Raw genomic sequence first — 18,341 nt, 5'->3', positions numbered from 1 at the left:
CTTGTCTGATGTTTTAGAAATGGCTTCATTTAATTGTGCACTTGGAACTTGAATGTTCTCTTGCTTTGGTTGTTCTGTTTTTTTACCATTTTCACCTTCTGGTTTTGGCTCGACTGTCGGTTTACCATTTTCGCCTTCTGGTTTTGGTTCTTCTGTTTTACAAGTTCCGAACTTATCTAACGTTTCTTTCAATGTTTCCTGGCTCATATTGCTCCAGTCTGAAACAAAGCGAAAGACAACAACATCTCCAGATTTTAATTTATAACTATCTGCTCCGACTTCTGCAGACTTATCATTTACATCATACAGCCAAGCACTTGTAGCCCCGGCCATTAAACCATCGATTCCTTTTACATATGTTCCAAACGACATCGTTTCAGATTCTACTTTGTCCCCCATGACCTTTTGCAGCAAACTTAAAGCTGTTTCCCCATCTTTAATTTGCTCTTCTTTCGGACATAACATAATGCCTTTTTGTGATTCCCCAATAATTGCAAGTTTTGCTGTATTTTCTTCAGCAAACGTAATATGTACTGTATTCGCAAAAGAAACAAATACAAGTGTCACTGCCATTAACGACGTAAGCAGCCATTTTTTCAACATTGCCATCCCAAAATTTCCTCCCTTACTACCATTTACACAAAAAAAGGCCCTTCAAGGGCGTGCGATTGACACTCTCTTTTTGTAAGTGTCGAACAAAAATGTACAACACCTCCTACCCGCATTATTCGCGGCTATATTTGTATAGGAAAAATAATTTTGTTTATGAACGTATCATTGTGATAACATTCACTTTTCTTGGCACAACTTACTTCCATTTAAGTTATCGTAAAACGATAAACCTATACATTCTGTAAATTTTAAATTTCTGTATTATTTTACTATTGACAAAGAATTTTGTCCATGCTTTATCGGATTTATTTTCTAAGAATAATAACTTATTAACTCTTAACTATGTAAACTCTTTTCACTAATAATGACGCCATCTTCATCCGCATAGACATATTCATTTGGATTCCATTCCACTTGTCCAAAGTGCAGTGAAATATTTCGTTCTCCCTTTCCTTCTTTCACACTTCTATTTGGCATCGTCCCTAACGCTAAAATACCAATATTAATATTCTTTAGTTCACTAGAATCACGAACATATCCATTCACAATAATTCCTGCTAGCTTTCTTTCTTCCGCAATAGCTGCCAAATTATCACCAAGTAACGCACAATTCGTAGACGCTCCGCCATCAACAACTAATACTGTTCCTTCTGGGAGTGTTTGCAATCCTTCCTTCACTAGTACATTATCATCTTTCACTTTTACAGTTGCAATTTTCCCGTGGAATTGTTCTTTCTTCCCAAAAGACCGAAAAGACTGGCGACATATTTGTAATTCCTTTTCAAATTCATCACATAGATCTGTAGTTTTCCACATCTTGTTCCCTCTTTTCCTTTTTCTTTCTATTTAACATATTCTTGGCTTATTTTCGTTTCCCTGTCTAATATTGCAATAATTTGTATGTACGGGAAAGGATACAAAAACTATTGCCTTAAGAAGCCACCTTTATTATAATCTATTTCACAGATTAAATTCAGAATATTAAAAATTAACAAAGTGAAGAAGGAGGAATTTTATGCAAATACAAACTGAGGCAAAAAAACAACCTAGTAAATCAAAGTTTAAAATGCCTGATGCGTACGTACTATTATTTTTTATTGCCTTACTTTGCGCCATCGCTACTTATTTCGTTCCTGCCGGAGAATTTAAAAGGGTTACAAACGGGACCGTTACAACAACAATACCAGGTAGCTATCATTCTGTTCCGCAATCACCCGTAGGCTTTGTTTCTTTTTTTACCGCTATTGAAAAAGGAATGACACTTGCTGCCCCTATTATCTTTCTAATTTTATTTACAGGTGGAGCTATTGCAATTCTTGAAAAAACAGGTGCTCTTGACGGTTTAATCTATCATGTTATTAACAAATTTCGGAATCAGCAATTACTTTTCATTTGTATAGTTGCTGCGCTCTTTTCTATTCTTGGAACGACTGGTATTATCGTTAACTCAGTTATCGGTTTTATCCCCATCGGTATCATCGTTGCACGCACGTTAAAATGGGACGCTATCGTCGGTGTAGCAATTATTTATTTAGGTACTTATGCTGGTTTTAATGCTACTATTTTATCTCCCTCACCTTTAGGTATTTCACAAAAGATCGCAGAACTTCCGATGTTTTCCGGGATTGGTTTACGCACCGCAATCTATATATCTTTTTTACTTGCCACTATCCTCTATATAAATTGGTATGTAAAACGCTTGAAAAAATCAAATAAAGGAAGCATCCTTGGCGACAACTGGTTTCCAAGTAACGCTCTTTCAAGCGAAAAAGAAACAGAGAAAAAAGAAGTCCCTTGGACGATACGTCATAAATTAATTTTACTCGTTTCAGCTTTATCGTTAATTGCATTTTTAATAGGCGCTTTTCGTCTACATTGGACGGACGCAGAAATGACTGCTACTTTTATTTTCATAGCAATTACAGCGGGAATAATAGGTGGTATGAAAGCAAACGATATCGCTTCTACTTTTCTAGCAGGTTGCCAAAATCTCATATACGGTGCTTTAATCGTCGGAATGGCTCGTTGTATTTCAGTCATTTTAGAACAAGGAAAATTGCTTGATACAATTGTTAACCAACTCGCACAAGCTCTCGAAGGACAAAGCCCTGTATTTGGTGTTATCGGCATGTATGTGAGTAGTGCCGCATTACATTTCCTCATTTCATCCGGGACAGGAGAATCGGTTATTTTCATTCCGATATTAGCTCCATTAGCTGATTTCATGCACATTACACGCCAAGTTACAGTACAAGCTGTTATGCTTGGAGAAGGTGTAGTAAACTGCTTAAATCCAACTTCCGGTGTTTTAATGGGCGTTCTCGCAGCAAGCGGCATTTCTTACGGAAAATGGATTCGATTCATGGCTCCACTTGCATTCATTTGGTTTATCATTGGACTTGTTTTTCTTATTATTGGGGTGAATATTGAGTGGGGACCGTACTAAAAGACTCATAATATACTTAACTTGATAAATAAGTACTATCGTTCCATAAAAATATCTATTCTATTTTCCTCTCCAATCCTATAAAAATCATTTATTCTAGTATAGATATATGAAGGGATTGATCATAATAATCAATCCCTTCTTATCAAAATATAATACCTTTAAAAATCTTAGTTCCAAATTTTATTTACCCATTCAGGATGATCAATAAAAGGATTGCGGTTATGTTGATATTTTGTAAAAATCACTTCATTACGCTTTCGCTCTAAATCATCGACCGGGTCTTGTTCATTCCATTTTAATAGAACAGATAGTTTCCCCATGTATGGATCTTTATTGTTATTCACTTTTTCATTTAGTTCTAAATCTATTTCGCCGTTGTCCCCCTCGTAACGAACAGCCATATAAAACAGCATTCTAGCAATATCTCCTTTTACACTATCACGAGGTTCCCAAGAATCACTATCATATTTACATTCTGTCGCTTCAGAATGATTAACACCACCATTATCAAAATCTAAATTTCCACGTGAACTATTTACAGATACATCCGTCGCTCTTAGATGATGTAGATCTGTTCCAGGTCCTGCAGTCGTTCCAAAGTCACCGTGAGATTTTGCCCAAACATGCTCTCGGTTCCAGTTATTTACTCCTGATCCATTCGTAAGTTTCCCTTGCGAACGACCAGTATATAAGAGTATCACATTATTTTTATTATTTGGATCTTCATCAGTATCTCTTAGCGCTTCCCAAACCGCACTGTATGATAGCTTTGTATGATTATCAATAATATTATGCAGTTCCTTCTTTAATTCTAACCCCGTTTTTCCTATTGCGTTATTATAATATGTATCGTCATAATTTTTTACAATAATCTCTTGTGCTGATGCAGGAGCTACTTCACCGTGTATGATATCTGTGAATGATAGAGATGCAGAACCTAAAATAAAAAATGAAGATAGTGTAATCATAGCAATCTTTGTCTTTCGAAACTTCATATACCCATTCCCCTTTAAAATATAATTTGAAGCTACTAACTAAAAAATGCTTTCTCCCTCCAAAACTTTTAGAAACCCATACCCACCCTTTTCTTTTTATTTAATACAAAACTCTATTGAGTTTATATCATTTCCAAACTTTTTGTTTATCTACTTTCCAAACAATTTTACTTTTCACAAGAAATATCCTTCTCTTATAAAGATTATTAAAATATTCTTTATAACTAAAAAGTAGTTTAATATTAACTTATAAATTTAAATTTATTTATGCAATAATGCATATTTGATAAATACTAAAAAAACAGTTTGAATAAAAAGCATTCAAAGAAAAACATGCAACAAAAAAGGTAGAGTTTAGGACAGAAATAATAAAAATCAAGATGATAGCTCGACTTTTCCTTTTTCCATAACTGTCTTTATTTTTGTGTAAAACCTTTCTTTCTCTGAATAATACGTACAAAAATAGATTGGATACCATATAGGCACCAATCTATTTTAATTAAAGAAACTGTGTCAATTCTGAGTTCACAACACGTTGTGCAGTAATGATAACACTGTCAGCTGTTAGTCCATAAACACTATATAGTCCACCAGGTTGATTAGGAACAATTTGAACTTCATATTCAAATGCTTGTCCAAAAGCAGGATGAACTAAACTTAGAGTTGCAAAAGTTGAAGCATTAGAATTCACATTGAAGTTTACCTGTTCAATTAATACTATTGAACCGTTAAGTCTAAAAACTCTAGCTACTCCAGTAAGCGGGCCCGCAGTACGGTTAAGGATCTTCACCCTAACTCTATTTGCATTAGCAGGTTGATTTCCTACGTTTTCAATTGGTCCTGTAGTAAGAGCCATATAACATCACCTCCATTATATTATTATGATATTCAATGATACACATTGATGTTATAGTTGAATTATCCAATTTACTTTAAATAAAAAAGCTTGTTTCTTATATTTTTTATAAGAAACAAGCTTTTCTTTTTCAACTACCATTCCTAAGACAAGTTTATCCGTCTCGAAAACATTTACAGTTACTTGACGTTTATGCCGGGACAGAACTACTACTATTTACTTTGCATTGAATCTATATATTTTTTAACTACTTCATATACATATTCTTGATTTGCCGCTGCTGTATTTGGGTTATATTTCCCGCCGTTTGTTTTATTATTAGATAATACTCGAATTCCTAAAAATGGGACATCATAAGCTTTCGCGATTTGAGCTGCTGCAGCTCCTTCCATTTCTTCTACAGATGTACCGTATTTTGTATGGAACCACTTAATTCTATCAACTTCATTATTCCAAAGATCTGCTGAACCTATAGTCCCTTCAACCACTTTACCTTTTGTATATTTATCTTTTACCGCATTAGCTGCTGCAAGTAAATCCTTATCTCCTTCGTAGTATCGGATTTTCTCAGCATTTGGATCTTCTCCTGCACTTCCTTCAGAAGCCATTAAGTCCATTGAAATCCATTTTGTCGGTTCAATCCCTTGATTCTCATCCATACTTGTTGTTTTTAATGAACCTATATTCGCGACTTTTTTCCCTAAAACAATATCAAATACGTTTAAATTAGGATCATGTCCACCTGATGTCCCTTGGTTAATAATCGCTATAGGCTTATATTTTTCAATAGCCACTGCTGTAGCGGCTGCTGTATTCTCCATTCCTTTACCTGTTTTCGCAACGATTACAGGATAATTGTCGACAGTTCCTTTATAAAATACAAAAGTTCCAGACTTTTCTTCTTTCACATTTTTTAGCCTTTTCGCAAACTTTTCTGCTTCTATCGGCATTGGCCCTTGAATTAAGATTGGTTTTTGATTGCTTTTTGCCTCAACTTGTTTCGGACTCGCATCACATCCCGCAAGTATCGAGAATGACAATGCAACAGTAGTTACTAGCGCAGCACATTTTTTCAACGTATTCTTCTTCATAAATAATCTCTCCTCTTTCTCTTGTTGTTTTCTATACTCGATGCTTTTGGTCCAAACAAAAAAAGTTCTAGAAATTGTAGAAGATTCTCTACTTTCTAGAACTACGGTAGTCAAAGTTAATGAAGCAAAAGATGAGACCAATGCTACATTATAGAACGGTAGCGCACATTACACAGGGCGACCGAATACTTTAACCCGTAGTCCAGTTCTTTCATTGGGAACTAGGTAGAAACGCTCGGACCATATTACCGAGTATATACGAGTGATGTTATTCAAAATTATTATATGGATAATATAACAAACTACTAGTATATGCGCAAGAAAAAAGTGAACATTTCCGATAAAACATCTTAAAATGTTCGTTTTTAAATGAAAATTAGATAAAAAACCTATTTCTTAACAGATTTTTTTATTAAAAATTTTTATATACTAAACTAGATTCCCACTCAACAACCAATCTTTTACAAGCAGTTTCTTTCTTTCCCAACTTCCTCACCTAATTTTGATGTAAAAACCTTACTGCCCGGGATAAAATGTGCTTCCATCCAATTCACAATTATTTCTTCCAACTTTGGATGAAGTGGCTTTCCTGGCGATTGCTAGTACTGGACATGTTACTTGTTGTAAATCTTTATAAATATCATAATGAAAAATTAACATATGAGACTAGTAACAAGACACCTATGGGCATTTACAGAAAAGTTGTCGCATATACACTCGTCTTTGTAATGCTTTTCAAAAAAAACGTGGTTGCCACATAAAAAAATGTAGCAACCACACTATATGTAATTCCATCTCATTCAAGGGATGATGAACAGCAATTCTTTGTGGTTCCATATCTCGTTCTTAAAATCCCCTTTTATAAGCCAAACCGTAAACAAAAATATAGCAGCACATACTAAACGAACAAAAACGAGTTCAATTGAGAAAAGTCCTGTGAGACGAGAAAAGAAGCCAACAGAACCAAATATGGACATAGCTAGAGCTAGTTGTGTTAATGCTTTTTTGTTCATGATGAATCTCCTTATATCTGCACATATTTGTAAGATATGATTATCGTTTTTCTGGCATACCATCTCGTGTGATTATGTTAGCCCACATTTGATTAGGGATTTCTAATTTACTTCTGCTATCTCGAGGCAGGATGTTCACAATATTCTCTTCTCTGCCTTCCTCTACTTTTTTCACCCAATCTGGTTCCATTAATATCTCTCTACCTAATGCAAATAGAGGTACATCTTTCTCCAATACATCTAGCGCTTCATCAGGTGTATGAATGGATCCTAGTGAAATAAAACTAGTTCTGCCAGCAATGACATCTCGAAAGATTTCTGTCCGTGTTAATGTTCGATTTGAACCGCTCCGCGGAAGAGACCACACATTCTTTACAGAAAGATGTAGATAGGAAAGCTCTTGGTCAGCCAACCTATTTACAAATGCTACTGTATCATCCATCTTTATACCCGATTCCTCCTGCTCTTCAGGTGAAAATCGATAGCCTATAATAAATTGCTTGCTAGCATAGTGATCACGTACACGTTTTACTTCTTCTATAACAGCAAGTGGGAAATTCATTCTTTTCTCTAATGAACCTCCCCAATGGTCGCTACGGTGATTAGAATAAGCAGAGAAAAATTGTTGAATTAAATATCCATTCGCACCATGAATTTCTACACCATCAAATCCCGCTTTGATAGCTAAATAGGTTGCTCTTCCAAAGTCTTGAATCGTAGATACAATTTCATCTTCACTTAACTCACGGGGGGTATATTCTTCTCCAGCTTCTTTATAAATGCTTGCTACAATACCGCTTGGACTAACCATTTGTTCTCCGCCTGTATACCCTGGAAGAGATTCACTACCGCCATGATGAAGCTGTAAAATCGCTCTTGCCCCTTTTTCTTTAATTGAAGTTGCTAGATTTGTAAGACCACTGATACTCTTCTCTTCATACACTTTCATTTGTCTAGGAAAGCTTGTAGCTACAGGTGAAATCGTAGCTGCAGCTGTAATAAACATCCCTGGACCTTCTGCTCTTCTTCTATAGTAGGCAAGCTCTTCGTCGGAAACACGCCCGTCTTCTTGACCGGAGTAAGTTGTCATAGGTGCAACTACAACTCTGTTTTTAAGAGTAGTTCCATTGGCAAGATTATATGGCGATAGTATCTTGTTATATTTTTGTTTCATCATTGTATCGATTCCCCCATCATTCTATTTTTCTGAAGCTGAATTCATTGTATTCTTGATTATCACATAAGTAAAATGAATGTTTTTCATTTATTGCATTCGACTTTCTCATGTATAATAAAAAGAAGAAGGAGATGAAAAATATTGAATTTTTTTCAGTTAGAAGTCTTTTTAAAAGTTGTAGAGAATGGAAGTTTTACAAGAGCAGGAGACCAAATAGGACTTACTCAATCAGGAGTCAGTCATAATATAACAGCGCTAGAGACAGAACTTGGTGTGAACTTATTAAAACGTGGACGAAATGGAGTATCTTTAACCACTGCAGGTGAGTATATTATCCCCCATATACGTGCAATTGTTGAAAATATGGCACATATTGAGCAAAAGGTTGCAGCTGTGAATGGGATGGAAATGGGAAAACTTTCAATTGGGAGTTTTCCCAGCTTTACTGCTAGATTTATACCATCTTTATTTTCTATCTATAAAGAAAAATTCCCTAACATAGAGATAAGGCTTTATGAAGGAGGTTACGATGAAATCATAAAATGGGTAGAAGAAGGAACCGTAGATTTTGGTTTTGCAGCATTACCAGTCAAAAGTGTTAAATTTATTCCTCTGTTAAATGATCCCTTATCCGCTGTGATATATGAAGGTCATCATTTCGAAAATAATTCTATTATCAATTTAGAAGACTTTATTGGAGAAAACTTTATTATGTTGCGATCCGGCTGTGAAACACTGATAGAAGAAAAATTTCGTGAAGCAAAGATAAAACCAAACATTTCATACGATATTAAAGATAACCAAACAGTGCTTGCAATGGTTGCCGGAAAGCTAGGAATTACAATTATGCCTGACCTAGCCTTATCCAAAGAACTAAAAGATATACGTAGTCTACCGCTGAATCCCAAAATCTTCAGAGAGATTGGATTGGTTAAGAAATCAGCAAAAGAACTAACTCCAGCCGCAACAGAATTTTCCAAGATTGTTCAAGACTATTTTATAAACCGCTAATGCAAATTAGACTTTATATAAAACAATAATTCAATTAAAGGCGTATTTTGATCAATCTTTTCCAAAAATAAAAGGGCTTCTTCTATTACATAATCAAAGTTTCAAACTAATATTTGTTATGTTGAATTAAAATAATGATTAATAAAAAGCTTATCTTGCAGAATATTTCTTTATCCCGCTATTTTTTGGCAGTCAAATTCCTACAAATAGCGGGATAAATCATTATCTAAATTAAAACTTCTTTTTCTATATATATTTACTTCGTTACCTCACCAAACTGCGCTCTCGTCACTTTCGCCAAGTCATCAACTTTCAGCTCAATTTGTATACCGATTTTCCCGCCGCTTACTATCATCTTATCAAGTGATTGGGCACTTTCATCGATACATGTAGAAAATAACTTCTTCATTCCGACTGGTGAGCAACCGCCGCGAATGTATCCTGACACTTTCGTAATATCTTTTACAGGAATCATTTCAACCTTCTTTTCACTGACCGCTTTTGCGGCAGCTTTTAAATTTAGTTCCTCATCTACCGGAATAATAAACACATGATAATTTTTACTATTTCCTTGAGCAATTAACGTTTTATATACTTCTCTCACTTCTCGTCCAATTTTCTCTGCTACTGATACGCCATCAATTTTCCCATCGTCTGGATTATATGACATCATCGAATATTCAATTTTTTCTTTATCTAATATACGCATCGCATTTGTTTTATCTTTTTTCATGACGTTCTCCTTAAAAATTTATTTCATATCATTAAATTTCCTTTTATTATACACCCTTTTCCATTTCTCCTACATAACTTCACGTATTTTTCAAAACTAAAAATATTGATAATTCAAAAATCATCTGATATAATTTGGAAAAACTTATGTTAAGGAGAGATTTGTCATGCGAAATGTTAATACTTCTTTCCAACTTCATCATCATACGTAACGCCGTGTATCCGAAGAAAAATTTTTCTTCGTGGGTACAGGGCTTTTCCTGTTGACCCACGAAGCGTTCATAAAGCTATGTGGGTATTTTTATACCTGCATAGCTTTTTTTAATTTAAAAAGGAGTGATTATGATGGAAATGAAAAATGTAAAAGGAACGAAAGACTATTTACCAGAGGAACAAGTATTGCGAAATAAAATTAAAAGAGCCTGTGAAGATACGTTTGAACGTTATGGCTGTAAACCGTTAGAAACACCAACGTTAAATATGTATGAGCTTATGTCTTACAAGTACGGCGGTGGCGATGAAATTTTAAAAGAAATATATACACTAAAGGATCAAGGAAAACGTGACCTTGCCTTACGCTACGATTTAACCATCCCATTCGCAAAAGTTGTGGCAATGAATACGAACATCCGCCTTCCTTTTAAACGTTATGAAATTGGGAAAGTATTTCGAGATGGCCCCATTAAACAAGGAAGATTCCGTGAATTTATACAATGCGACGTTGATATAGTCGGTGTAGAATCAGTCATGGCAGAAGCGGAACTCATGAGCATGGCGTTTGAACTATTCCGAACGTTAAACTTAGAAGTCACGATTCAATATAATAACCGAAAATTATTAAACGGTATTCTCCAGTCCATTAACATCCCTACTGAGTTAACAAGTGACGTCATTTTATCATTAGACAAAATCGAAAAGATTGGGATTGATGGTGTACGAAAAGATGTATTAGAGCGCGGCATTTCTGAAGAAATGGCTGATACAATATGTAATACCGTTTTATCTTGTCTAAAGCTTTCAATTGCCGACTTTAAAGAAGCTTTCAATAACCAACTCGTTGCCGATGGAGTAAACGAATTGCAACAATTACAGCAATATTTAATCGCTCTTGGAATAAATGAAAATGCTATATTCAATCCGTTTTTAGCAAGAGGACTCACAATGTATACAGGGACTGTATATGAAATCTTCCTAAAAGATGGCTCAATTACATCTAGCATAGGTAGTGGCGGCCGTTACGATAACATTATCGGAGCATTCCGTGGTGATAATATGAACTATCCAACAGTCGGTATCTCATTCGGTTTAGACGTTATTTATACAGCACTTTCGCAGAAAGAAACAATATCATCTACAGCGGATCTATTTATCATCCCACTCGGAACAGAATTACAATGCTTACAAATTGCCCAGCAATTACGTTCTACCACTTCCTTAAAAGTTGAACTTGAACTAGCAGGACGCAAATTAAAACGTGCCCTTAATTATGCCAATAAAGAGAATATCCCTTATGTGCTTATTATTGGGGAAGAAGAACTTAGTACAGAAACCGTTATGCTGCGGAATATGAAAGAAGGTAGTGAGGTGAAGGTTCCCCTTTCTTCTTTAAGTAGTTATTTATAATACGAACCACCCTCGTTTGGGTGGTTTTTCTATTTTATAGATCACGAAACAATTAGTTAACATAAAAAAATTATATTCAACTAAAAACCACAAGTATTTAATATCCAATCACCTATTATTTTTGGTAATATATAGATATGGATTGTTTTAGGAGGGTTTACTTTGAAAACTTACATACAAGCACTAAAGTGGATCACAGGAATCTATCATCTTTTATTAATTCCTTGTTATTATTTATTTCCAAGTCTTGTTAACCTAGATGGATTACCTTTACTACTATTGATTGCTTTACATATCACTACTATTTTATTAGCTAAAAAAGCAGGCATGAATACGTACGCTCATTATATAGGTATTATCGTTACTCTAGTTGCCTTCTTTCCTTATATAGAAATCCTTCTACATATTATAGCAGCCATTTTCCTTTTATTAGATGCCGCTTCTATGAATGCAAAAGAAGTGTATGATTCATAGATGGATAAAATGAAACTTTAATCCATAGAGTTTTGAGATAGGTCGGCAAAAAGGATTTACTTTTTAAGTAAACCTTTTTTTCATTTTTAATTACTTTCCTTACTCAAGACTAATAAAAGAATATTCTGTTTAATTTTTATAAATTTTTATAAATTTCTAAATATTTATAATACATTCGAATTAACATACATTTTAGTTATGTAAAAAATCTAAGTTTTAAGGAGATGAATCCATGCTGAAAAAGTTGGTAGCAGGTGCATTATTAACTGTTTCGTCGTTAACTGGAGGAGTGGGATTAGTATCAGCTAGTACCGAAAAAGATTATACGATTTCCTCTTTCGAATATGTAACTGTAGATGAAAAAACTGTTGATTCGTTTAACAAATTGAGTGCTCCATTAAAGGAAGACGTAAAAATAACGTTAGTTCTACCGAAACAAAATCAAAATGGAGACTGGTTATCTTATGGATTTTCGAGCAAAGAAAGTTTAGAGTCTTTTATTGAAAAAGATAAACAAAGGTTGAATAATTCAATCACTCCCCTTGGTGTTGGAGGAAGCGGACCTGGTAGTACAGACTTCTATAAACGCACAAATCAAGGTAGCGAGTATCTTTCTGTAAGTAGCGGTTATAAAAACTTGTCTGCTAGTTGGCAAAATCAAATTGTTTCTGTACGTACAGCATCCCCTACTGCTAGCTATTCAACAACGCTATGGGAACGTACTTCAACTGAAGGATATGGAAAAGGTGTTGTTTTTAAACATGCTGATTGGTATGGTCAAATTGCAAACTTAAATAACTTTCCAACTTCAGCAGTTGAAGTTAAAAAGTAAAAATATAGAAATAAAAGGTGTTTTCACGTATGGAAACACCTTTTATTTCTACAACTATTTCACATATCTCGTCTATACCGATTTCAACTCTTAATCATTATTTTTCGTATTCCTACTCTCCAAAACCTTCTCCATATTATGAGTTGCCCATTCCATCATTAATAGAATCATTGGACGAAGTGATTCACCAAGCTCAGTTAACGAATATTCTACTTTTGGCGGCACTTCACGGTATACTTCACGATGTATGATGCCATCTGCTTCAAGTTCTCTCAGCTGAAGTGTTAACATTCTTTGTGTGATATTAGGTTTTAATCTTTTTAATTCATTAAATCGCTTTGTACCATCTAATAAATGATACAAAATTACCCCTTTCCATTTCCCTCCAATCACCTCAACCATAGCTTCAACTGGACAAGAATATTTATTTAAAAATGGGTAATTTATATTATTTTCATTCGAACAATCCATAATAAATCCCTTCCCTTAACATTAGTATCTTTTTTGATACTATACCACATAAATGTGCGTACTTGTATCTACGTTACTTTAAAAATATAATTTACTTACAAAAATAAATCCATGAAAAGAGGAACTTTTATGACAAATACAAACCAAATTACAAAAGAAAAGATTAAGGAGGCTTTTCATTTCAGACATGCATGTAAAGAGTTCGATCCTATGCACAAAATTTCAGAAGAGGACTTCAAATTCATTTTAGAAACAGGAAGACTATCCCCTTCTTCTTTTGGATATGAGCCTTGGAAATTTATTGTCGTACAAAATAAAGAATTAAGAGAAAAACTACAACCGTATTCATGGGGCGCTGGTGGGCAACTTGCAACAGCAAGCCACTTCGTCATTGTTCTTTCAAGAAACATTAAAGATATGCACTATGATGCAGAGTATATTAAATATATGATGAACGATATTATTGGATTACCTGAAGACACTCAAAAAATTAGATATGAATTCTTCAAAAAGTTCCAGGAATCAGATTTTAACTTATTACAATCCGATCGTGCTGTATTTGATTGGGCATCTAAACAAACTTATATTGCTTTAGGTAATATGATGACAAGCGCAGCTCAAATCGGTATTGATTCTTGTCCAATAGAAGGATTTGATAAAGAGGAAGTAGATTCTTTACTTCGTCAAGAAGGCATTATACAAGGCGATAATCTTGAAGTATCAGTTATGGTTGCCTTTGGTTACCGTAAAGAAGAGCCAAAGCGTGATAAAACAAGACAGACTATGGATACAATTGTTGAATGGATTAAGTAATATAGCACAGACAAATAATGCTCCTAATAGCTGTATACTCATACTAAAGAAGAATCAGTTGTTTTCTTACGTATGAATTTGGTTTTTCATGGAAAGATATGTTAGTATGTATACAGTTTGAGTGCTCTATTTTTAGAGTCGAACAGGAGGAGAATGAATATGTCTGATATTGAAGTTGGCGAAGTGTTTACTCTTAGTGATGAGAATAACGAAGAGCAAGAAGTAGAAGTACTTGGAGCGATGGATGTCGAAGGCGCAGAGTATATTGCAGTTGCCTTTGTTGAAGATATCCAAACAGAAACTGAGGAAGACATTGATATTTTCTTTTTAAAAGTAGAAGAAGATAATGAGTTTTCATACATTGAAAATGATGAAGAGTTTGATAAAGTATCTGCTGCTTTTGATAAGATTTTAGATGAACAAGAACAAGAGTAAACACGAGGGGGATGCATATCCACCCTCTTTTTTTATTCATCACTCATTCAGTGATTTATGCAGTAACTCCAGTACATCTTTCATCGCAAAAGGTCCATCTTTTTTAACATGCTCCGCAAATTCTGAAACGAGACGTAATGTTCTCACACTTTCGATTGGATGTTCTCCTGATGCACTTTCAGCTGAAAGCATAACTGCATTCGTCCCGTCCAGTACAGCTTGAAACACATCAGTCACCTCAGCCCTTGTTGGAATAGAATGATCTACCATAGATTGAAGCATTTGTGTTGCTGTAATAACATATGTATTCGTTCGATTACATTCACGAATCATCATTTTCTGTAAAAGGGGAATACATTGATATGGTAACTCTACTCCTAAATCGCCCCTTGCAATCATAATTCCATCTACTTCTTTACATATATCTTGAAAATTCTCGATTGCTTCCATCGTTTCTATTTTAGCGATTAAACTTGGAGAAGTTTCTTTATACTGTTGTATAAAATCTCGTATTTCTTTTATATGACTAGGTTTTCGTACGAAAGAACACGCAATAAAATCAACATCCTCTTCTAAAAGAAACTGAATATCTTTTTTATCTTTCTCTGTAATAGCTGGTAAACGAACAGTCGCACCTGGTAAATTAACTCCTTTATGAGATGAGATATTGCCACCTGTTTTGACCTTTGTTTCTATTTTGTCCGTACTTATCTTTTCAACAATTAATTCAACTTCTCCATCATTAATCAAAATTCTACTGTCTACTTTCACATCATTCGCAATTCCTTCATAATCAACACTTGCTCCTGTATTACTCCCTGTGACTGGTTTTGTATGTAAAATAAAAGAATCTCCTGCCTGAAGTGTAATTTGTTCTCCCTTCACTTCACCTAATCTTATTTTAGGACCTTGTACATCACCCAAAAATTTAATAGAGTCATCTAATGATTTCACTAAACGAATGATGTCTTTATGACTTTCATGCGTGCCATGCGATAAATTCAGTCGAACAATTTTCATACCATTCTTTATTAACTGTGCTAACGTTTCTTTATTATTACTTGCGGGTCCAATTGTACAAATTCGATCGATTGTCATTTTTGTCACCATCCTTTTTTTAATAAGTTTCCCAGATGAACTTAAAAATAACAGAGATAATGACATGAATAGATTTAAATTTACACGAATTTCATAAAGTTAAACCTGTATCCCTTGCTGGCTAAGCATTAGAAGATATATTCGCTTTTTTGCAAATGAAGACATGTTGAATCGAAAGTAAAAGAAAAGTTAAGTATGGGATAAACCATTGAGAGTTTCGAAATTTTCATATATTGTATGAATTGAGTTCGAACTCAAAAATTTAAAAAGGTGGGAAAATTAGTGAATATGAAAAAATCTTTATCGGTGACAACTTTAGGGTTAGCGGTTTTAGGTTTTGGTTTTACTAATAACGCAAGTGCTTCAGAGGTAGATACTGTAGACAAGCAGCCCGTTTTAGTTGACTTTGATACAATTCAATCAACAAAAACATCTAGTGTTCCTAGTTTGACTGTTGCAGCTGCACCTAAGAATGACTCTAACATTAGCGTATATACTCCCTTTTTTGGTAACCCATATGCAGTTGCGAAATCGAAATCAACTACGACCGAAGACTATGTTTATGCAAAAGCAAGAACTTTCAATGGCGATGGCTCATTAGTAAATACGAAAAGTAATAGTGCAAAAAAATCATCCTTTGTCAGTGCTACAGCGACCAACACAAGCGTTTATTATGGAGATGATTACGCTATCGGTAATCATACCTATAAATTAAGTGGTTATAATGATGTGAATCACGAAACAAAAGCCTTCTGGTAAGAAAGAGAAAAAAGATATGCATCTTGCATATCTTTTTTCTCTAATACTTTACATATATTGAGGTGCTATTTATGAAACAAATATATATTATTAACGGTGTTTTACTTATTTCATTACTTACAATTTATATTTTGTTCAATACTTCAATCATACAACCTCATACACCTTCTAAAGAAAATAAGAGAGAGCAACAAACCAATACTATTTCTTACGGATTAAAGGATAATCAAGGCCAACATATTAACAACGGTAGTACAATTACTAGTGAGGATAATAAAATTAATGTATCATTATCATTCGTACATACTATTAACGAAAACCGAAAATATGGATTAATTGTTCTAGAAAATTACGAACAAAAACTTTTTAAAATAGATGATACTACTAATGAAATATCACACTATTTTTTTGATATGAAACCAAACAGTTCAATTACTACGAAAATCTCTTTACACATTTCTCCTAATGCAAGTGAATTAACCTTTTTAATAATTAAAAAACCTGAATACAAATTAAAAGATAATAACTTAAATAAAGCAGCCATCTTAGAAGATATTCTAAGTATGCGATACTCAATGCATCCTCCTCAGAAAGAAAGCGAAAAAATAAAACTCTCCCTTATAGATCCAGATGCTATTTTAAAAGATGGTCTTTACGAACCATTATTTGTTACGAACCGTGAAGAGAACTTACAAACTGTCTTCTTTGAAAAGGAAGGCAAGCAATTAACCCTATCAAACGGTAATGAAACAAAAGATGAAATGACTTACGCAATCGTGGCTTTTAAAGATTGGAAACAAGTTGAAATATTTAACAATAGAAAAGTCGTTTATACTAAGGTTGCACCTGAAACGAGACAAATCTTTAATTTCACATTGCCTTCAGTGAATCAGGAAAGTAATTTTCAACTCGTCGCTTTTCCATTTCCTTTTAAAGTTAGCGAAGAAGATTATGTCAGTCAACAAGTATTCAGTTCCTTTCGCATCGTAATTGAAAATGAAAATAAATAAGTTATACTGTGCACATTACAACAACCAAAAAAGGCCTACTCACACGAGTAGGCTTTTGAAACTACGAAAGTTTCGTCAATAACTGATTTAAATCTTTTTTCGTTTTCGTCGTTAAAGATTTCATTTTATTAATATCGATTTTTTCTTTCTCCGCTCCTACAATTAACGGATACATACTTTGACCGATTGTTTTAGAATCCGTCGGATGTGATGCCTCTAGCTCTTTTTCAATCACATCCCACTTTTCATTAATTTGTTTGCCAAGCTTATTCACTGTTTCCAATTTCGGATTAGCAGCTAACTGCTTGTCCAAACTATCAATTAATGCTACAACTTCTTTAACATTCGTTTTCACAGCAACACTTTTCTTCGGATCTTTCGTTGTCTTTCCGTTATTGTTTGTGCTTGTACTTGTGCTTTGATCTGTTGTTTTCCCGCTAGTCGTTTGATCATTCGTTTTTCCTGTCGTCTCTTTTTCTTTTGTTTTTACATTTTCGTTTTGAGTTGACGTTTTGCCGTTACTTTCTGTCCCTGATGATTCTTTCGTATTTTTTGCATCCTTATCTGTTTTTTCATTTGAAGAAGTATTTGTTTCTTTTTCAGTATCTTTCGTTGTTTTTGACGCTTCATCTGCACTTGTCGTTTTTGCTTCTCCATCATTTTGCGCAGTTACTTGCTCTTTCTTTTCCGTTTCTTTATCTGCTGAAGGACTACAAGCTGCCATAGTAAGCATTGTACCAATTGTTATCGATGCGATAGCGACCTTTTTTAATTTCATATAAATCCCCCTATGTTTTACATAATTTATCCTCCCCTTTACGATTCGATTTCCCCTTAAAAAATCCCTTTTCACACGAATTATCATCTTTCCGACAGTAATCTTCATAATA

General features: G+C 34.2%; 20 protein-coding genes, 1 pseudogene and 1 riboswitch. Of the genes and pseudogenes, 9 read left to right on the top strand and 12 right to left on the bottom strand.

Features of this window, described 5'->3' with window-relative positions:
* Both MR170_RS18550 and rraA read right to left on the bottom strand, forming a co-directional pair.
* A partial coding sequence (locus tag MR170_RS18550; RefSeq protein ID WP_242308899.1) for a DUF4430 domain-containing protein occupies positions 1-609 on the bottom strand: 609 nt, incomplete at its 3' end.
* A 339-nt stretch (positions 610-948) separates the two neighbouring features.
* Positions 949-1,428, bottom strand: a complete 480-nt coding sequence (rraA, locus tag MR170_RS18545) for a ribonuclease E activity regulator RraA (RefSeq protein ID WP_029442832.1) — start codon at positions 1,426-1,428, stop codon at positions 949-951.
* A 199-nt stretch (positions 1,429-1,627) separates the two neighbouring features.
* On the opposite strand from rraA, the gene MR170_RS18540 reads away from it, so the two are divergent.
* Positions 1,628-3,058 carry a YfcC family protein gene (locus MR170_RS18540; RefSeq protein ID WP_098137779.1) on the top strand — a complete coding sequence of 477 codons (1,431 nt, stop codon included), beginning with the start codon at positions 1,628-1,630 and terminating at the stop codon, positions 3,056-3,058.
* Between the two features lie 170 nt (positions 3,059-3,228).
* On the opposite strand, the gene MR170_RS18535 is transcribed toward MR170_RS18540, so the two are convergent.
* The 6 genes and pseudogenes from MR170_RS18535 to MR170_RS18510 form a co-directional block, all read right to left on the bottom strand.
* On the bottom strand, positions 3,229-4,056 hold the full coding sequence (locus MR170_RS18535) for an endonuclease I family protein (protein ID WP_242308898.1): 828 nt from the start codon (positions 4,054-4,056) through the stop codon (positions 3,229-3,231).
* Between the two features lie 499 nt (positions 4,057-4,555).
* Complete coding sequence (locus tag MR170_RS18530; protein ID WP_098137783.1) at positions 4,556-4,912, bottom strand: ATPase; 357 nt, start codon at positions 4,910-4,912, stop codon at positions 4,556-4,558.
* A gap of 212 nt (positions 4,913-5,124) precedes the next feature.
* On the bottom strand, positions 5,125-6,003 hold the full coding sequence (locus tag MR170_RS18525; protein WP_242308897.1) for a 5'-methylthioadenosine/S-adenosylhomocysteine nucleosidase: 879 nt from the start codon (positions 6,001-6,003) through the stop codon (positions 5,125-5,127).
* A 178-nt stretch (positions 6,004-6,181) separates the two neighbouring features.
* Positions 6,182-6,285: riboswitch (purine riboswitch) on the bottom strand.
* 179 nt (positions 6,286-6,464) lie between these two features.
* Positions 6,465-6,654, bottom strand: a pseudogene (locus MR170_RS18520) (hypothetical protein); the annotation flags it as partial.
* 149 nt (positions 6,655-6,803) lie between these two features.
* On the bottom strand, positions 6,804-7,016 hold the full coding sequence (locus tag MR170_RS18515) for a hypothetical protein (RefSeq protein WP_016080920.1): 213 nt from the start codon (positions 7,014-7,016) through the stop codon (positions 6,804-6,806).
* A gap of 40 nt (positions 7,017-7,056) precedes the next feature.
* Complete coding sequence (locus tag MR170_RS18510; RefSeq protein WP_082044881.1) at positions 7,057-8,193, bottom strand: NADH-dependent flavin oxidoreductase; 1,137 nt, start codon at positions 8,191-8,193, stop codon at positions 7,057-7,059.
* Between the two features lie 141 nt (positions 8,194-8,334).
* Here MR170_RS18510 and MR170_RS18505 point away from each other — a divergent pair, with 141 nt between their 5' ends.
* Entirely contained in the window at positions 8,335-9,204 is an 870-nt protein-coding gene (locus MR170_RS18505; RefSeq protein WP_242308896.1) for a LysR family transcriptional regulator, read from the top strand.
* A 256-nt stretch (positions 9,205-9,460) separates the two neighbouring features.
* On the opposite strand, the gene ybaK is transcribed toward MR170_RS18505, so the two are convergent.
* Positions 9,461-9,937, bottom strand: a complete 477-nt coding sequence (gene ybaK / locus MR170_RS18500) for a Cys-tRNA(Pro) deacylase (protein WP_242308895.1) — start codon at positions 9,935-9,937, stop codon at positions 9,461-9,463.
* 344 nt (positions 9,938-10,281) lie between these two features.
* Between ybaK and MR170_RS18495 the strand changes: the two genes are divergently transcribed.
* From MR170_RS18495 to MR170_RS18485, 3 genes are all read left to right on the top strand, one after another.
* Positions 10,282-11,559, top strand: coding sequence for a histidine--tRNA ligase (locus MR170_RS18495; RefSeq protein ID WP_242308894.1), 1,278 nt, complete (start codon positions 10,282-10,284; stop codon positions 11,557-11,559).
* Between the two features lie 162 nt (positions 11,560-11,721).
* A complete protein-coding gene (locus tag MR170_RS18490; protein WP_242308893.1) occupies positions 11,722-12,033 on the top strand; it encodes a hypothetical protein in 312 nt (103 codons plus the stop codon).
* Positions 12,034-12,265: 232 nt separating this feature from the next.
* On the top strand, positions 12,266-12,865 hold the full coding sequence (locus MR170_RS18485; protein WP_242308892.1) for a hypothetical protein: 600 nt from the start codon (positions 12,266-12,268) through the stop codon (positions 12,863-12,865).
* A 90-nt stretch (positions 12,866-12,955) separates the two neighbouring features.
* Here MR170_RS18485 and MR170_RS18480 read toward each other — a convergent pair whose 3' ends face one another.
* Positions 12,956-13,336 (bottom strand): winged helix-turn-helix transcriptional regulator, encoded by a 381-nt coding sequence (locus MR170_RS18480; protein WP_242308891.1) that lies wholly within the window; start codon positions 13,334-13,336, stop codon positions 12,956-12,958.
* A 129-nt stretch (positions 13,337-13,465) separates the two neighbouring features.
* Between MR170_RS18480 and MR170_RS18475 the strand changes: the two genes are divergently transcribed.
* A complete protein-coding gene (locus tag MR170_RS18475) occupies positions 13,466-14,149 on the top strand; it encodes an NAD(P)H-dependent oxidoreductase (RefSeq protein ID WP_242308889.1) in 684 nt (227 codons plus the stop codon).
* 153 nt (positions 14,150-14,302) lie between these two features.
* Complete coding sequence (locus MR170_RS18470) at positions 14,303-14,584, top strand: DUF1292 domain-containing protein (protein ID WP_025118598.1); 282 nt, start codon at positions 14,303-14,305, stop codon at positions 14,582-14,584.
* 39 nt (positions 14,585-14,623) lie between these two features.
* On the opposite strand, the gene MR170_RS18465 is transcribed toward MR170_RS18470, so the two are convergent.
* Entirely contained in the window at positions 14,624-15,682 is a 1,059-nt protein-coding gene (locus MR170_RS18465) for a pyruvate kinase (protein ID WP_242308888.1), read from the bottom strand.
* Between the two features lie 282 nt (positions 15,683-15,964).
* Between MR170_RS18465 and MR170_RS18460 the strand changes: the two genes are divergently transcribed.
* Together MR170_RS18460 and MR170_RS18455 are read left to right on the top strand one after the other, a co-directional pair.
* Entirely contained in the window at positions 15,965-16,441 is a 477-nt protein-coding gene (locus tag MR170_RS18460; RefSeq protein WP_001056356.1) for a hypothetical protein, read from the top strand.
* A 71-nt stretch (positions 16,442-16,512) separates the two neighbouring features.
* Positions 16,513-17,451 carry a hypothetical protein gene (locus MR170_RS18455; protein ID WP_242308886.1) on the top strand — a complete coding sequence of 313 codons (939 nt, stop codon included), beginning with the start codon at positions 16,513-16,515 and terminating at the stop codon, positions 17,449-17,451.
* A 61-nt stretch (positions 17,452-17,512) separates the two neighbouring features.
* Here MR170_RS18455 and MR170_RS18450 read toward each other — a convergent pair whose 3' ends face one another.
* A complete protein-coding gene (locus tag MR170_RS18450) occupies positions 17,513-18,229 on the bottom strand; it encodes a hypothetical protein (protein ID WP_029442843.1) in 717 nt (238 codons plus the stop codon).
* Positions 18,230-18,341: the final 112 nt, after the last annotated feature.

It is taken from the genome of Bacillus cereus group sp. BfR-BA-01524, from assembly GCF_022662595.1.
GTDB classification, from domain to species: Bacteria; Bacillota; Bacilli; order Bacillales; family Bacillaceae_G; genus Bacillus_A; species Bacillus_A thuringiensis_S.
Note: the sequence above shows the minus strand (reverse complement) of the source record. Positions and strands in the feature narration are given on the sequence as shown.

What these genes read in the sequence shown, in the direction of transcription:
- rraA (WP_029442832.1), bottom strand. Translation starts at nt 1,428, where the DNA reads ATGTGGAAAACTACAGATCTATGTGATGAATTTGAAAAGGAATTACAA.
- MR170_RS18540 (WP_098137779.1), top strand. Translation starts at nt 1,628, where the DNA reads ATGCAAATACAAACTGAGGCAAAAAAACAACCTAGTAAATCAAAGTTT.
- MR170_RS18535 (WP_242308898.1), bottom strand. Translation starts at nt 4,056, where the DNA reads ATGAAGTTTCGAAAGACAAAGATTGCTATGATTACACTATCTTCATTT.
- MR170_RS18530 (WP_098137783.1), bottom strand. Translation starts at nt 4,912, where the DNA reads ATGGCTCTTACTACAGGACCAATTGAAAACGTAGGAAATCAACCTGCT.
- MR170_RS18525 (WP_242308897.1), bottom strand. Translation starts at nt 6,003, where the DNA reads ATGAAGAAGAATACGTTGAAAAAATGTGCTGCGCTAGTAACTACTGTT.
- MR170_RS18515 (WP_016080920.1), bottom strand. Translation starts at nt 7,016, where the DNA reads ATGAACAAAAAAGCATTAACACAACTAGCTCTAGCTATGTCCATATTT.
- MR170_RS18510 (WP_082044881.1), bottom strand. Translation starts at nt 8,193, where the DNA reads ATGATGAAACAAAAATATAACAAGATACTATCGCCATATAATCTTGCC.
- ybaK (WP_242308895.1), bottom strand. Translation starts at nt 9,937, where the DNA reads ATGAAAAAAGATAAAACAAATGCGATGCGTATATTAGATAAAGAAAAA.
- MR170_RS18495 (WP_242308894.1), top strand. Translation starts at nt 10,282, where the DNA reads ATGGAAATGAAAAATGTAAAAGGAACGAAAGACTATTTACCAGAGGAA.
- MR170_RS18485 (WP_242308892.1), top strand. Translation starts at nt 12,266, where the DNA reads ATGCTGAAAAAGTTGGTAGCAGGTGCATTATTAACTGTTTCGTCGTTA.
- MR170_RS18480 (WP_242308891.1), bottom strand. Translation starts at nt 13,336, where the DNA reads ATGGATTGTTCGAATGAAAATAATATAAATTACCCATTTTTAAATAAA.
- MR170_RS18475 (WP_242308889.1), top strand. Translation starts at nt 13,466, where the DNA reads ATGACAAATACAAACCAAATTACAAAAGAAAAGATTAAGGAGGCTTTT.
- MR170_RS18470 (WP_025118598.1), top strand. Translation starts at nt 14,303, where the DNA reads ATGAATATGTCTGATATTGAAGTTGGCGAAGTGTTTACTCTTAGTGAT.
- MR170_RS18465 (WP_242308888.1), bottom strand. Translation starts at nt 15,682, where the DNA reads ATGACAATCGATCGAATTTGTACAATTGGACCCGCAAGTAATAATAAA.
- MR170_RS18455 (WP_242308886.1), top strand. Translation starts at nt 16,513, where the DNA reads ATGAAACAAATATATATTATTAACGGTGTTTTACTTATTTCATTACTT.
- MR170_RS18450 (WP_029442843.1), bottom strand. Translation starts at nt 18,229, where the DNA reads ATGAAATTAAAAAAGGTCGCTATCGCATCGATAACAATTGGTACAATG.